This is a genomic window from Streptomyces sp. BK239 (assembly GCF_004217285.1).
In the GTDB taxonomy this organism is placed as follows: domain Bacteria; phylum Actinomycetota; class Actinomycetes; order Streptomycetales; family Streptomycetaceae; genus Streptomyces.
In genome coordinates this window covers 656,265-669,908 of sequence record NZ_SHKS01000003.1, presented here as the reverse complement: position 1 = coordinate 669,908, position 13,644 = coordinate 656,265, and the positions used below count along the sequence as shown (strand labels likewise).

Below are 13,644 nucleotides of genomic sequence, written 5' to 3'. Positions count from 1 at the left end.
GTGCGCGCGCGAGAACGGAAACTTCCGTCACGGAGCGTCGCTAAGGGGCCTATGGCGGCCGAACAGCCGTCCGGGGGTCAAACCCCACCCGGAAGGGGACTCAGACGCCCTCAGAGCCGCCTACGGCCTCGGGGTTGTCAGCGGCCCTTGCGGCCGCGCAGTCCGGCGCTCTCGCCGCCCTCGGTAACGGTGCGGACCACCGTGACCACGGCCCAGCCCAGCACGAGCGCGATGAACGCGAGCATCGCCAGGTTCACGGCGATGGCGGTCAGGGCGCCGACGAGCAGGGGGCCGAAGTAGACGCCGGCCGCGACCGCCCCCGCCCCGACACCGGAGCCGAGCGCGACGCGCTGCACCGTGCGGTCCGGCGGCGCCTGATGGATGTGCACCACCTGCGGCCCGGCGCTCTGCGGGGCGGGCAGGTTGGCGGGGTCGGCGTAGACGTGGCTGCCGTCCGGGAGCTGAACGACGGTCAGCGGACGGTGTGCGGGGAGCTGTTCCATGACGCACCCTCCGGGGCGTTGTCGGGAAAGGCGCAGGGCGAGCACATGCCGAGCGAGGGCGGGATGACGTATCCCGCGTCCCGGCGGCAGGCGGGGCAGGTGCGGCGGGCGGTGTTGGCCTTGGCCAGAGCCGCCCACCGGGCCGGGGTCATCGGGCGCACCGGCTTCGCGCGATCGATGCGGTAGAGGTAGGCGACCAGCGGGCCGCGCCGGCGGCGCGGGCGTTCGAGCTGCGCGGCAACGTCCTGGCCGCCGGGCCGCAGTCCGGCGGCGCGGAGTTGACGACGGGTGGCGTAGCCGTCCGGGGCGAGCCGCCACCGGTAGACGGGCAGAGCCGCCATCACTGACCCGCGATCGCGAGTTCAGCGCGGGCGCCGGCGGCGGGGTCACGGTGCTCGGCGTAGCGATGGGAGACCCAGCCGACCGACCAGCCGCACAGCTCCGCCGCCTGCCGCACCGACAGGCCCGAGGTGAACGCGGCGGCCACGATCCGGCGCGCCTCGTCCTCCGGAAGCTTGCCCTCGGCGGGGCCGCGCTCCAGCAGCGCGGCGCGTTCACGCTCCGCCCGCTGTTCGCGGTCACGGCGTTCACGCTCCGCCTGCTCGGCGCGCTCGCGCTGTTCGGCCTCGGCCCGCTGGCGGGCCTGCTGTTCACGCCTCAGCCGCTCTTGTTCACGCTGTTCACGCTCGCGTTCACGGCGTTCACGGATCTCCCGCTCGGCAGCCTCCGCCCGCTCGCGGGCCTCACGCTCCTCGCGCCGCTGCCGCTCCTCCCGCTCAGCCTGCTCACGGGCCAGGCTGGCTTCGTGTTCACGCTGTTCACGCGCCAACTGCGCGGCGTGCTCGCGCTCCTCGCGGGCCTCTTGGCGGGCCCGTTCGGCGCGCTCACGCTCCGCCTGCTCGCGTCGTTCCCGCTCGGCTTTCTGTTCCGCGTCCAGGGCGGCCACGGCGGCGGCGATGGCCCGCCGGTAGGCCAGGCTGGTCTCCGCCGTCACGATCAGAAGCAGCGGCGCCACGGAGTGGACGGCCACGCCGACCAGGTCTTTCTTCAGTGCGGAGTCGGCCGTGTTGAGCGCGAGGGTCATGAGGCCGGTCATCCACCGCAGGGTGAGGGGCCAGCGTCCGCCGTCCCCGCCCAGACGGGCCAGCACGTCATCGAGCTTGACCACGATGACCACGGCGGCGTCCACCACGAGCGGCAGGATCGGCGCCGTCCAGTCCCATCGGTCGGCCGTGTGCTCGGCCATCAGCGGCGTCACAGTGAGGATCGAGTAGAGCATCGCCCCGCACACGATCAACCACGTACCGGACGACAGAGCGCGCTCCGCTGAACGCGTCTGAACACTGTTCACGCCGCACCCTCCCGACCGTCCGGAGGGGCGACGTCCACCGACCGGAAGCCCTTGACGGTCTCGTCCCGCGTGAACGGGAGGATCCGCCAGAGCACCTGCGCGGCCGGGCGTTCATCGCCCGGCCCCCACGCGTGAACGGGCACGCCACGGGTGGCGACGTAGGCGCGTGCCGCGCTCGCGTCGGTGTGGATGCTGTGGGGCTCGCCGTAGTGCAGCAGTAGGACCAGCGAACGGTCCGCGCGCCTCGCGGTCTCCAGCTCCCCCAGCAGCCGGCCCACGTGCTCGGCGCGCTCGGCGACGTCGGCCCGCGCCCGCTGTAGCGCCGCCTCCACCTCGGTCACGTGCTCGCGCAGGATGCCGGCGTCACTCTCCACGGATTCGGCGCGGGAGGTCAGCTCCCACACCGTTCGGACGTGCCTGCGGAAGGCGGCATCGGCCTGCCCCTGCACCTCGCGGGCACGGGCACGGGCCTGCTCGGCGTCCTCGCGCAGTCGGCGCAGTCCGCCGACGGTGACGACGCGGATCACGCCGCACCCCCCGACAGGCTCACGCCGGCCGTGCGGTTGACCAGGTCCCGCCGCGCGGCGAGCACCCGGTTCCGCGCCCGGCGGATCCTCCGCCCGTCCACCTCGTTCATGGGGCGGTCCATGGCCTTGATCTGCGCGTCCAACAGGTCGACCTCCGCCAGGATCAGCGGGGACTCCATCTCGATCGCGTTCAGCTCCGCGGCCGTCGGCTCCATGAAGTCGGCGAACGCGGTAACAGCGTCCTGAACAGTGACGATGTGCTTCATTGGGTCGTGTTCCTCTCGCAGGGTTGAACGGCCCGAACAGCGGCCCCGGTGTTCCCGCACCGGGGCCGCGCCGTTGAAGTCGGAACATCCGGCTCCCCTAGACCTCGCCCGTACGAGCCCCGGCGCAGCACGCGGGCCCGGACGGGCGAGGCAGGCAACCGGCCGCCGTATTCACCGCGCGGCGGAAGTGGTCGGATGACGCGGTGGGGATGCCGCCGCGCCGGTCCAGCGCGGCGGCCCCGTAGGTCTTCGACGAGCCATGAGGACCTCCGATAGAAGACGAAGGGAATCCGAGGGCTTCACCGGCGCCGTCGCCACGGCCGTCCGGTCCCGAGCCTCGAAGGTGTCGGGGCGCCCTATTCACACCGCTCGGCGCCAGCAGAACGACCGCGAGCGGCCGTCGACGGTCCTCACCCGGCCGTCGCGGGGACGGGGACTTAAGGCCCCGTCGAACTTGACTCCCTGTTGAGTTCTCAAAGAACGACCAGCTCAGGGCCCCAACAGCACGAGCTATCCCGAACCGACAAGCCGTGGAGGCAGCCCAAAGAAGACCCCTCCGACTCGCTGTCCTAGGACTACGAGTGACCTGAGATGAGAATGCATCGCAGTCCTAGGACTGTCAACAGTCCTAGGACTGTGTGCTTCACTGGGATGTGTCGAGAGGAGTTCTGCGTGGCATCGAAGGCCCCGAAGTGGCGGGACCTGGCCGACCGCTTCGGCCAGCAGATCAGGAACGGCGACTACGAGCCTGGCCAGCAGCTTCCGCAGATCCGGGAGCTTGTGGAGGCGGGCGAAGGTTCAAAGGAGACGGTCCACCGGGCTTACAAGGCACTCGAAGCCGAGGGTCTTGTGACCATGACTCGCGGTCACGGCACCGTCGTGCGCCCGAAGTCGCCGCTCAAGCGGCTCGGTATCGCCCGGTACGACAAGGCGAAGTGGCGGGACGGCGACGAAGTCGCGTTCATCGCTGACCGCGTGGCGTCCGGCCGCGCGTACAGCCGGAACGAGCAGACCCAGAACGTGAGCCGGGTGAAAGCGCCGGCGGCCGTCGCTGAAGCTCACGGGCTCCCCGAGGGCGCGGACGTGTACGCGCGCGCCCGGCTCGTGAAGGAGGGCAGCCAGCCCACCCATACCCTGACCAGCTACTACCGCCCCGAGCACGTGGAAGGTACGCGCATCGTCGACCCGACTCCCGGCCCGGCAGGTCGCGGTGGTGGTTTCCGTGTCCTCTATGACGCCGGGTACGAGATCGACCACATGCGCGAGGAACTGTTCGCGCGCGTGCCCACCGCCGAAGAGGCTCAGCTTCTCCAGCTCTCGCCGGGTGAGTGGGTGGTAGAACTGCACCGCACCACGTACACGGCGGACGGGACGGTCGTAGAGTTCGCCGTCGGAGTCCACGCGGCGTCGCGCTTCGCATGGTCGTACGACTTCAAGGTCCCCGACTCGGCAACAACGGAGGGCGAGGGCAAGTGATCTCGGCTCAGGCATGGGCGGACGCGCAGCGACTCTGGGACTTCCAGCAGATGGGCCACGAACCCCGCCCATGCTCTGTGGCCGTGGGTCTCGGCAGTCACGATCTGGGGGTTGCCGACATGACGGCCGACCTCTACCGCCGTGGAATGGCGCCACTCATCGTCTTCACCGGCGCGACCAGCCGAACGACGCATGAGCGGATGCCGCGCGGCGAGGCTGAGCACTACCGCGAGCGGGCCGTAGAGCTGGGGGTTCCTGAGGACGTCCTCCTTGTGGAGCCGAGGGCTCGGAACACGGGCGAGAACATCCGGTTCTCGCGCGCGCTGCTCGAAGAGCGTCACGTGCCCGTCTCGTCCGTCCTGCTGGTCAGCAAGCCCTATGAGGAACGACGCGCGTACGCGACCGCCCGGAAGCTGTGGCCCGGTGTCGAGTGGGTGTGCGCGTCGACCCCGATGACGCTTCCTGACTACGTCGACTCGATCGGGGATGCGCGCCTTGTGGTCGACATGCTGGTCGGTGCACAACAGCGGCTCATGATCTACCCCCGACAGGGGTTCATGATCGAGCAAGAGATTCCCGACGACATCAGGGCCGCGTACGAGCGACTACGCGACCACGGCTTCACGAGTCGACTCGTACCGGAAACCGCAGGTCAGGCGTGATGACGCTGGGCCACCCTCCGTCTCAGTTTCCGTCTCATTCACACCCGTTCGGAGCCGTCCACAATGGTTCACGCGACGGGGGCGAGTACGGGAATGAACGAGGCTGAACGGCCCTGGATCCTGCCCTGACCAGCACGAACAGACCTCGAAAGCGAGTGTGGCGCAAGTCACCGAGGGTTCAAATCCCTCCGCTACCGCTTCAGAAGGGCCCCGTCGTGAGACGGGGCCCTTCGTGCGATTATGTGCGCTCATTCAGCCATCAGTGACAGGGGAGGCCGCGGTGGCGGTGAACGCCAAGAAGATCGCCGTCTACGTGCTCGTGGTCTTCGCGCTGTACGTGATCATCACGGACCCGGCCAAGGCCGCCGACTACGTCCAGATAGGGTTCGAGGGCATATCGGACGCCGCCAAGGCCGTCGGCGACTTCTTCACCTGGCTCGCCGACGGGGCGAAGTAGCACGCATCGGGAGTGCCCATGATCCGCCACCTGGTCCTCTTCAAGCTCCACGACGGCGTCCGGCGCGACGACCCCCGCGTGGTGGCGGGCGAGGCCGCCTTCCGGGCCCTGGGCGGGCAGATCGAGGAGCTTCGCTTCTGGGAACTGGGCTGGAACGTCAGCGAGCGCCCCGTCGCCTACGACTTCGCCATCAACTCGGCGGTGGAGGACGCGGACGCCCTGAAGCGCTACCTCGAGCACCCGGCCCACCAGGCGGGCGTCGCCCTGTGGCGGGAGTTCGCCACTTGGGTGGTCGCCGACTACGAGTTCTGAGCCGCGCGCCCGCGACCGGGCCACAGGACCCGGACAAGCCCTCCGCCGGAACGGCGGGGGGCTTTCGCGTGCGCCGGGCGGCCGGGTCACCCCTCAACTTGTCCCTCAACACGGCGTTATGGGGTGCTTGCACACAGTGCACATGTCTTGTGATGCTATGACCGCTTTTGACGGATGATTGACCGATGAAGAGGTGGCGTTGACCGTGTCGGCCAGTACTGCGCCGCCCCAGGTGGAGGCATCCGCCGCTCCGGCCCCCGACCCCGCCGCCCCCGATCCGGGCGCCGACCCGGCTCCCGTACCGGAGAAGCGCCGGGGCGCCGACACCCGGGCGCTCACCCAGGTGCTCTTCGGCCAGCTGAAGGAGCTCTCCCCCGGCTCACCGGAGCACAACCGCGTGCGCGGGGCGCTCATCGAGGCGAACCTCCCGCTCGTGCGCTACGCGGCCGCCCGGTTCCGCTCCCGCAACGAGCCGATGGAGGACGTCGTCCAGGTCGGCACCATCGGCCTGATCAACGCCATCGACCGTTTCGATCCCGACCGCGGCGTGCAGTTCCCGACCTTCGCGATGCCGACGGTCGTCGGGGAGATCAAGCGGTACTTCCGCGACAACGTGCGCACCGTCCACGTCCCGCGCCGGCTGCACGAGTTGTGGGTGCAGGTCAACAGTGCCACGGAGGACCTGACCACCTGTTTCGGCCGCACGCCGACCACCGCCGAGATCGCCGAGCGGCTGCGGATCGGCGAGGACGAGGTGCTGTCCTGCATCGAGGCCGGGCGCTCGTACCACGCCACCTCCCTGGAGGCGGCGCAGGAGGGCGACGGGCTGCCCGGACTGCTGGACCGCCTCGGCTACGAGGATCCCGCGCTGGACGGGGTGGAGCACCGCGATCTGGTCCGCCACCTCCTCGTCCAGCTCCCGGAGCGGGAGCAGCGCATCCTGCTGCTGCGTTACTACAGCAACCTGACCCAGTCCCAGATCAGCGCGGAGCTCGGGGTCTCCCAGATGCACGTGTCCCGGCTGCTGGCGCGCAGCTTCCAGCGGCTGCGCTCCGCGAACCGGATCGACGCCTGAGCGGACGGGGCCTGAGCGGACGGGGCCTGGCCGGATGGCGGCCTGAGCCGGCGAACGCCGGAGTGGATCGGCGCCTGACGGACAGAAGACTGACGGACCGACACCCGACCGGACAAAGGATCGATCGGTCACCGTCCCGAGCGAATCGCTCACCAGGACGGATCCCGACAGATTTGCGCTGATACCCCGTCATACCCCCTGTTTCCAGGGCTGTTTCGTCACTCAGATGTCGACATGTCACTACAGCGTGTTGCCGACATGTGACATTCTGCGGGAAGAGCGTTTGCCGGGGCTTCGGCTCCGGTATTCAGGTGAAGGCCGACCTTCCTCTCCGGGAGCGTCAGCCGCGACCGTCCCGCGACCCAAAGGGGGTGGCATGTCCGCAGACCAGGGCAGCTCGAAGGTGCTCACGCTCACGCCGAGCGAAACCGCGCCCGCCGAGCCCGTCACGCCGGTCGAGCCCGACGTGCTCGACGACGTCACGGCCCTCGAGGCCGCGCCCGCCCCGGCCCTCCCGGCCACCGGGGCCATCGACACCCGCACCCTGTCCCGCTCCCTGTTCCTGCGGCTCGCCGCCCTGGACGAGAACAGCCCCGAGCGCGCCTACGTCCGGGACACCCTCATCGAGCTCAACCTCCCGCTCGTGCGCTACGCGGCGGCCCGGTTCCGCTCCCGCAACGAGCCGATGGAGGACATCGTCCAGGTCGGCACCATCGGCCTGATCAAGGCGATCGACCGCTTCGACTGCGAACGCGGCGTGGAGTTCCCGACGTTCGCGATGCCGACGGTCGTCGGTGAGATCAAGCGCTTCTTCCGGGACACCTCGTGGTCGGTGCGCGTGCCACGCCGGCTCCAGGAGCTGCGCCTGGCCCTCACCAAGGCCAGCGACGAGCTCTCCCAGAAGCTGGACCGCTCGCCCACGGTCTCCGAACTCGCCGCCGTGCTGGGCGTGTCCGAGGAGGACGTCGTCGACGGCCTCGCGGTCGGCAACGCGTACACGGCCTCCTCGCTGGACTCGCCGGCCCCCGAGGACGACGGCGGCGAGGGCTCCCTGGCCGACCGCCTCGGCTACGAGGACACGGCCCTGGAGGGCGTCGAGTACCGCGAGTCGCTGAAGCCGCTGCTGGCCAAGCTGCCGCCGCGCGAGCGCCGCATCATCATGCTGCGCTTCTTCGCGAACATGACGCAGTCGCAGATCGGCGAGGAGGTCGGCATCTCCCAGATGCACGTCTCCCGCCTCCTGACTCGCACGCTCTCCCAGCTGCGCGAGGGCCTGATCTCCGACTGACGCCTGTCCGGCGGCTCAGACCGCCGACGCGCGAGATCAGGGCGGCGTGAGCAACGCGTCGTCCGTGTGTCACGACATGGCCGCCGGGGCGCCCTGAGGGCGCGTCGGCGGCCGTCGTCGTGTGCCCTGACGGTGGCGGCGGGGGGAGCCCGGCCCGCCGGACAGGCAGGCTGGCGCGCCCGACCGGCGGTGCGATGCAGGTAGGGGCGGGGGCGGCAGCAGGCGGGGGATGCCCCGGCCCGCCGGACGGTCAGGCTGGCGCGCCCGACCGGCGGTGCGATGCAGGTAGGGGCGGGGGCGGCAGCAGGCGGGGGATGCCCCGGCCCGCCGGACGGTCAGGCGGGCGCGTCTGACCGGCGGTGCGATGCACGTAGGGGGTGGGGGCGACAGCGGGCGGGAGGACGCCCCGGCCCGCCGGACGGGTAAGCGGGCGCGCCCGACCGGTGGTCAGCGCCTGCGAGGGTGAAGTGTGCGCGACGGCCGCGGGCGAGGAAGGCCCCGGCGGTGGGAGGAACGCGTCGGCCGGTGACATGACATGGCCGCCCGCGTGCCTTGAGGGCACGTCGGCGGCCGTCGTCGCGTGGGGGCGGCCCGCCGGGCGGGCAAGCGGGCGTACCCCGCGGGCGGTGCGCTGCCCGCAGGGGGAGGTGCGTTACGGCAGCGGACGGCAAAGGCCCCGGCCCGCCGGGCGGGTGGGCCCGGCCGGCGGTGCAGTGTCTGCGAGGGGGAAGTGCCGTGCCGCGGGGGCTACTTGAGTGCCAGCCAGGCGACTGCCGCGACGATTGCCACCGCCACCACTACGCCCACGATCAGACCGATGCGGGGGCCGGCCGGAGCGGGGGCCTGGCGGGAGGACTGGGGCGCGCCCTCGTCGACGAACGCGCGGAACATCTGGGTGCTGCCGGCGGGGTCGTGGTTGCCCTGGGGGCCCTGGGTGTTAGCCATGCCCCGAGACCCTAGCGAAAACGCCGCTGCCGCCCCAAGTGGGGCCCCTCCCGACGGTCGCCCCTCGTACTCCCCGCGCGGGGATCAGGGTCGCTCGGCCCGGCCGGCCCGCCCCACCTGCGCATTTACTGCCGCAATACTTGCCTTTGCCAAGTTTTTGCGGCCGTCACCACCTATTTATTTGCCTGTAGCAACCAAGCGCTCCTATGGTTGCCCTAAGCAACAAACACGGGAGGTGTGATGGCCGAGCAGGCGCAGTACGCGCGCTACCCCCAGTACGCAGAACTCGCGCGTCAGCTCAGCGGCGTAGGCGCCGTGAAGCGGGACCTCGGGCGGATCCTGCCCGCCGACTGCTCCGCGGGCTCCGCGGCGGTGCTGACGCTGCTCGGACGCCACGGCGACCTCCGGATGAGCGCGCTCGCCGAGCTGCTCGCCGTCGACATGTCGGTGACCAGCAGGCACGCCGCGCACCTCGCCGAGCGGGGCTGGATCGAACGCTCCCCCGACCCCGCCGACAAGCGCTCCCGCATCCTGCGCCTGACCCCCGAGGGCACCGCGATGCTCCTCGAACTGTCCCGCCGCAGCACCGACCTCCTGGCGGAGCGGCTGAGCGACTGGACCGAGGACGAGGTGGACCAGCTCATCCTGCTGATGACCCGCCTGCGCGCCAGCTTCGGCGACTGCCGTACGACAGCGCACCGGCCGCCGCCCGCACCCCCCTCGCCCCCTCCCGTTCCCGGGAGCGAACCGACCACCCGTACACCCGCACAAGCGACGTAAGAGAAGGAAGCCCATGGCAACGACCACACCAGCCGGTGTGCGGGCGCACGCGAAGCACGCCGGAGGGCACGGCGACGACGCCCCGATGACGCACCGGCAGATCATGGAGGCCCTCTCGGGCCTGCTGCTCGGGATGTTCGTGGCGATCCTGTCGTCCACGATCGTCTCCAACGCCCTCCCGGAGATCATCGGCGACCTCGGTGGCGGCCAGTCCGCCTACACCTGGGTCGTCACCGCCACGCTGCTGGCGATGACCGCGGCGACCCCCCTGTGGGGCAAGCTCGCCGACCTCTACAACAAGAAGGCGCTCGTCCAGATAGCGCTGGTCATCTATGTGCTCGGCTCGATGGCCGCCGGTCTCTCGCAGAACTCCGGCATGCTGATCGCCTGCCGCGTGGTGCAGGGCGTCGGCGTCGGCGGCCTGTCCGCCCTCGCGCAGATCGTGATGGCCGCGATGATCTCCCCGCGTGAGCGCGGGCGCTACTCCGGCTACCTCGGCGCGACGTTCGCGGTCGCGACCGTCGGCGGCCCGCTGCTCGGCGGCGTCATCACCGACACCAGCTGGCTCGGCTGGCGCTGGTGCTTCTACGTCGGCGTGCCCTTCGCCGTCATCGCCCTGATCGTGCTGCAGAAGACCCTGCACCTGCCGGTCGTGAAGCGGGACGTCAAGGTCGACTGGGCCGGCGCGTTCTTCATCTCGGCGGCCGTCTCGCTGCTGCTCGTCTGGATCACCTTCGCGGGCGACAAGTACGACTGGCTGTCCTGGCAGACGTACGCGATGGTCGCGGGCGCGGTCGTGCTGGCGCTGGTCTTCCTGCTCGTGGAGTCCAAGGCCAGCGAGCCGATCATCCCGCTGCGCCTCTTCCGCAACCGCACCATCACCCTGTCGTCGATCGCCTCGCTGTTCGTGGGTGTCGCGATGTTCTCCGGCACGGTGTTCTTCGCCCAGTACTTCCAGCTGGCCCGGGACGAGTCCCCCACCATGTCCGGCGTGCTGACCATCCCCATGATCGGCGGCCTGTTCGTCTCCTCGACGGTCTCCGGCCAGCTCATCACCCGCACCGGCAAGTGGAAGGCGTGGCTGGTCGGCGGCGGTGTCCTCATCACGGCGGGCCTCGGTCTGCTGGGCACGATCCGCTACGACACCGACTACTGGAAGACCGCCGTCTTCATGGCGCTGCTGGGTCTCGGCATCGGCATGATGATGCAGAACCTGGTGCTGTCCACGCAGAACCAGGTCGACCCGGGCGACCTCGGCGCCGCCAGCTCGACCGTCACCTTCTTCCGCTCCCTCGGCGGTGCGATGGGCGTCTCCGCGCTGGGCGCCGTCATGGCCCACCGGATCACCGACTACGCCCAGGACGGCATCGCCGACCTCGGCCCCAAGTACGCCTCCCTCGCCTCCGGCGGCTCCACCGGCGAGATCCCGGACATGGACAAGCTGCCCGTGCCGCTGCGCACGGTGATGGAGAGCGCGTACGGCCACGGCATCGCCGACGTCTTCCTGATCGCCTCCGTCCTGGCGCTGCTCGCCTTCCTCATCACGCTGTTCATCAAGGAGGTCCCGTTGCGGACCAAGGGCGCGCTGGCACAGGCGGCTGCCGGAGCCGCGGAGGAGACCGCCCCCGCGCAGACCGCCGCCGCGCAGACCGACACCGCCGTCGAGACCCCGGCCGGGGCCGTGGCCGAGGAGAAGGTCCCGAGCTGGGCCGTCGCCGACGACGGGAGCGACGGCACGGCGAACGCCACCGAGCCGATCCCGGCCGTCGCGGACGCTGCCGAGGTCGCCGCCGACACCGGTGCGGGCGTCCCCGTCCACGGTCATGTCCGCGGCGCGGAGAACACGCCCGTCCCCCGGGCCGCCGTCACGCTGATCTCCCTCGCGGGCCGGCAGCTCGGCCGGTCGGTCGCCCAGGCCGACGGCTCCTACGCGCTGGACGCGCCGGGTGCGGGCTCGTACGTCCTGATCGCCTCCGCCGACGGGTTCCAGCCGCAGGCGTCCACCGTCGTGGTGAACGGCGACCCGGTCGCGTACGACATCGTGCTGAGCGGCACCAGCGGACTGCGCGGTGTCGTGCGGGCCGCGGTGACCGGGGAGCCGGTCGAGTCGGCGATGGTGATCGTGACCGATGTCCGCGGGGACCTGCTGGCCACCGGCACCACCGGCGAGCAGGGCGACTTCTCCTTCGCCGAGCTGGTGCCGGGCGCCGTGACCGTCGCGGTGAACGCCGCCGGGTTCCGGCCGCGCGCCCTGCCCGTCGAGATCGGCGTCACCGGGGTGACCCGTACGGAGGTCGTCCTCGACGCCGGGGCACGGCTCCGGGGCGTCGTACGGGCGCCGCACGGTCCGCTGGCCGACGCGCGCGTCACTCTGGTGGACGCGGCGGGCAACGTGGCCGGCACGGCCACCACCGGCGACGACGGTGCGTACGCCTTCACCGACCTCGACGGCGGCGAGTACACGGTCATCGCGACCGGCTACCCGCCGGCGGCCACCTCGCTCACCGTGAGCGGCCCGGGCGTCGACGACCACGACATCGAGCTCGCCCACCCGGGCGAGTAAGGGGTCCGTCCCCTCCGGGACCGACCAGAACGACCAGAACGAGCAGGACACACGGCCCGTGGCGGGGCGATCCCCCGCCACGGGCCGTGCCTTCAGGAGGAGTTGCCCGAGATGGGACTGACCGCCAGGATCCGCACCAGGGACGGATGGGCCGTGTCGCACGCGATCGTCACGGTGACCGACATGACGGGCACGCAGGTGCTGCGCGCCGAAGCCGACCCCGAGGGCGTCGTACGGGACACCACGGCGCTGGCCGCCGGGGCGTACACGGTGATCGTCACCGCGGTCGGGTACGCGCCCGTCGCCTCCAGCGCCCTCGTCACGGCGAGCGGACGGGCCGAGGTGGGCACGGTGACGCTGGCCCGGCAGGGCGGGGCCGAACTGCCGCCGCCCGGCCCGTGGACCGTCGACCCGGCGCACTCCACGGTCGGCGCGGTCGCCCAGCACCTGGGGATCTCCAGCGTGCGCGGCCGGTTCACCGACTTCTCGGCGCGGGTGGAGATCTCCCCGCACGACGTCACCGAGTCCCGTGTGGAGGCGGTGATCCGGGCCGCCTCCATCGACACCGGCAACAGCATGCGCGACACCCACCTGCGCTCCGCCGACTTCCTGGACGTGGAGACGTACCCGGAGATCACCTACCGCTCGACCGGGCTGACGGCCGCCGGTCCCGACCGCTGGACGGTCCACGGCGACCTCACCCTGCGCGGGATCGCCCGCCCCGTCGACCTCGACCTCGCCTACCTCGGCACCGGCGCCGACCCGTGGGGCGGCACCCGCGCGGCCTTCCGCGCCACGGCCGACCTGGACCGCGAGGACTTCGCCATGAACTACAACCAGATCCTCCAGGCGGGCATCGCGGCCATCGGCACCACCCTGAAGGTGGAGCTGGACGTGCAGGCCGTCCAGGGCGCGTCGCTGCCGCAGGCGTAGGACCGGCAGGGTCAGGCTCCCGGTCCCCACTGCGCCTACGCTGGCGGCATGGCACCGAACATCGCGACCAACACCTCCGTCACCCTCGACGAGCTGCTGGACTTCGTGCGTCCCCGGCACCGCGCGATCCTGCTGACCAGGCGGGCCGACGGCAGCCCCCAGGGGTCGCCGCTGACCTGCGGCGTCGACGACTCGGGCCGGATCGTCGTCTCCACCTACCCGGAGCGGGCCAAGACGCGCAACGCCAAGAGGGACGAGCGGGTGAGCCTGATCGTGCTCAGCGACGAATGGAACGGACCCTGGGTCCAGATCGACGGCACCGCCGAGGTCATCGACTCGCCGGACTCCGTCGAGCCGCTGGTGGAGTACTTCCGCAACATCTCCGGCGAGCACCCGGACTGGGACGAGTACCGGGCGGCGATGGTCGAGCAGGGCAAGTCGATCATCCGGGTCACCCCGCGGAAGTGGGGACCGGTCGCCACCGGAGGCTTCCCGGCACGACTGGC

At 71.2% G+C, this 13,644-nt stretch carries 16 protein-coding genes; 10 read left to right on the top strand and 6 right to left on the bottom strand.

The features are described 5' to 3' along the window. Positions 1-137: 137 nt before the first annotated feature. From EV567_RS13035 to EV567_RS13015, 5 genes are read right to left on the bottom strand one after another with little or no spacing between them, the layout of a single operon-like run. The gene (locus EV567_RS13035; protein ID WP_130439370.1) at positions 138-503 is read right to left on the bottom strand and encodes a DUF6251 family protein; all 366 of its coding nucleotides are present in this window, start codon (positions 501-503) and stop codon (positions 138-140) included. Beyond that, the gene (locus tag EV567_RS13030) at positions 473-844 is read right to left on the bottom strand and encodes an RRQRL motif-containing zinc-binding protein (protein WP_130439368.1); all 372 of its coding nucleotides are present in this window, start codon (positions 842-844) and stop codon (positions 473-475) included. The genes EV567_RS13035 and EV567_RS13030 overlap by 31 nt, the downstream gene beginning before the upstream one ends. After that, the gene (locus EV567_RS13025; protein ID WP_130439366.1) at positions 844-1,854 is read right to left on the bottom strand and encodes a DUF2637 domain-containing protein; all 1,011 of its coding nucleotides are present in this window, start codon (positions 1,852-1,854) and stop codon (positions 844-846) included. Before EV567_RS13025 ends, EV567_RS13030 begins: the two co-directional genes overlap by 1 nt. Further along, the gene (locus tag EV567_RS13020) at positions 1,851-2,381 is read right to left on the bottom strand and encodes a hypothetical protein (protein ID WP_130439364.1); all 531 of its coding nucleotides are present in this window, start codon (positions 2,379-2,381) and stop codon (positions 1,851-1,853) included. The genes EV567_RS13025 and EV567_RS13020 overlap by 4 nt, the downstream gene beginning before the upstream one ends. Continuing rightward, positions 2,378-2,647 (bottom strand): DUF6284 family protein, encoded by a 270-nt coding sequence (locus EV567_RS13015; RefSeq protein ID WP_130439362.1) that lies wholly within the window; start codon positions 2,645-2,647, stop codon positions 2,378-2,380. The genes EV567_RS13020 and EV567_RS13015 overlap by 4 nt, the downstream gene beginning before the upstream one ends. A gap of 651 nt (positions 2,648-3,298) precedes the next feature. Here EV567_RS13015 and EV567_RS13010 point away from each other — a divergent pair. The 6 genes from EV567_RS13010 to EV567_RS12990 all read left to right on the top strand — a co-directional run bounded on the left by EV567_RS13010 (position 3,299) and on the right by EV567_RS12990 (position 7,917). Beyond that, positions 3,299-4,123, top strand: a complete 825-nt coding sequence (locus EV567_RS13010) for a GntR family transcriptional regulator (protein ID WP_165430372.1) — start codon at positions 3,299-3,301, stop codon at positions 4,121-4,123. Continuing rightward, positions 4,120-4,785 (top strand): YdcF family protein, encoded by a 666-nt coding sequence (locus EV567_RS13005; RefSeq protein WP_130439358.1) that lies wholly within the window; start codon positions 4,120-4,122, stop codon positions 4,783-4,785. The genes EV567_RS13010 and EV567_RS13005 overlap by 4 nt, the downstream gene beginning before the upstream one ends. Before the next feature lie 280 nt (positions 4,786-5,065). Continuing rightward, positions 5,066-5,242 (top strand): hypothetical protein, encoded by a 177-nt coding sequence (locus EV567_RS27835; RefSeq protein WP_165430367.1) that lies wholly within the window; start codon positions 5,066-5,068, stop codon positions 5,240-5,242. Between the two features lie 18 nt (positions 5,243-5,260). Further along, positions 5,261-5,554, top strand: coding sequence for a Dabb family protein (locus EV567_RS13000; protein WP_130439356.1), 294 nt, complete (start codon positions 5,261-5,263; stop codon positions 5,552-5,554). 199 nt (positions 5,555-5,753) lie between these two features. Then, on the top strand, positions 5,754-6,629 hold the full coding sequence (locus EV567_RS12995; protein WP_130439605.1) for an RNA polymerase sigma factor SigF: 876 nt from the start codon (positions 5,754-5,756) through the stop codon (positions 6,627-6,629). Positions 6,630-7,005: 376 nt separating this feature from the next. Continuing rightward, positions 7,006-7,917, top strand: a complete 912-nt coding sequence (locus tag EV567_RS12990) for an RNA polymerase sigma factor SigF (protein ID WP_130439354.1) — start codon at positions 7,006-7,008, stop codon at positions 7,915-7,917. Between the two features lie 747 nt (positions 7,918-8,664). Here EV567_RS12990 and EV567_RS12985 read toward each other — a convergent pair. Continuing rightward, entirely contained in the window at positions 8,665-8,862 is a 198-nt protein-coding gene (locus EV567_RS12985; protein ID WP_130439352.1) for a hypothetical protein, read from the bottom strand. A gap of 240 nt (positions 8,863-9,102) precedes the next feature. On the opposite strand from EV567_RS12985, the gene EV567_RS12980 reads away from it, so the two are divergent. The 4 genes from EV567_RS12980 to EV567_RS12965 all read left to right on the top strand — a co-directional run. Continuing rightward, entirely contained in the window at positions 9,103-9,642 is a 540-nt protein-coding gene (locus EV567_RS12980) for a MarR family winged helix-turn-helix transcriptional regulator (protein WP_130439350.1), read from the top strand. A gap of 13 nt (positions 9,643-9,655) precedes the next feature. Then, positions 9,656-12,205 carry an MFS transporter gene (locus tag EV567_RS12975; protein ID WP_130439348.1) on the top strand — a complete coding sequence of 850 codons (2,550 nt, stop codon included), beginning with the start codon at positions 9,656-9,658 and terminating at the stop codon, positions 12,203-12,205. Between the two features lie 111 nt (positions 12,206-12,316). Further along, entirely contained in the window at positions 12,317-13,138 is an 822-nt protein-coding gene (locus EV567_RS12970) for a YceI family protein (RefSeq protein WP_130439346.1), read from the top strand. Between the two features lie 48 nt (positions 13,139-13,186). Next, a partial coding sequence (locus EV567_RS12965; protein WP_130439603.1) for a PPOX class F420-dependent oxidoreductase occupies positions 13,187-13,644 on the top strand: 458 nt, incomplete at its 3' end.

Excerpts from the sequence above, each read along its gene's own strand:
- EV567_RS13015 (WP_130439362.1), bottom strand. The coding sequence starts at position 2,647 with ATGAAGCACATCGTCACTGTTCAGGACGCTGTTACCGCGTTCGCCGAC.
- EV567_RS13035 (WP_130439370.1), bottom strand. The coding sequence starts at position 503 with ATGGAACAGCTCCCCGCACACCGTCCGCTGACCGTCGTTCAGCTCCCG.
- EV567_RS13030 (WP_130439368.1), bottom strand. The coding sequence starts at position 844 with ATGGCGGCTCTGCCCGTCTACCGGTGGCGGCTCGCCCCGGACGGCTAC.
- EV567_RS12975 (WP_130439348.1), top strand. The coding sequence starts at position 9,656 with ATGGCAACGACCACACCAGCCGGTGTGCGGGCGCACGCGAAGCACGCC.
- EV567_RS13000 (WP_130439356.1), top strand. The coding sequence starts at position 5,261 with ATGATCCGCCACCTGGTCCTCTTCAAGCTCCACGACGGCGTCCGGCGC.
- EV567_RS12980 (WP_130439350.1), top strand. The coding sequence starts at position 9,103 with ATGGCCGAGCAGGCGCAGTACGCGCGCTACCCCCAGTACGCAGAACTC.
- EV567_RS12990 (WP_130439354.1), top strand. The coding sequence starts at position 7,006 with ATGTCCGCAGACCAGGGCAGCTCGAAGGTGCTCACGCTCACGCCGAGC.
- EV567_RS12985 (WP_130439352.1), bottom strand. The coding sequence starts at position 8,862 with ATGGCTAACACCCAGGGCCCCCAGGGCAACCACGACCCCGCCGGCAGC.
- EV567_RS13010 (WP_165430372.1), top strand. The coding sequence starts at position 3,299 with ATGTGTCGAGAGGAGTTCTGCGTGGCATCGAAGGCCCCGAAGTGGCGG.
- EV567_RS12970 (WP_130439346.1), top strand. The coding sequence starts at position 12,317 with ATGGGACTGACCGCCAGGATCCGCACCAGGGACGGATGGGCCGTGTCG.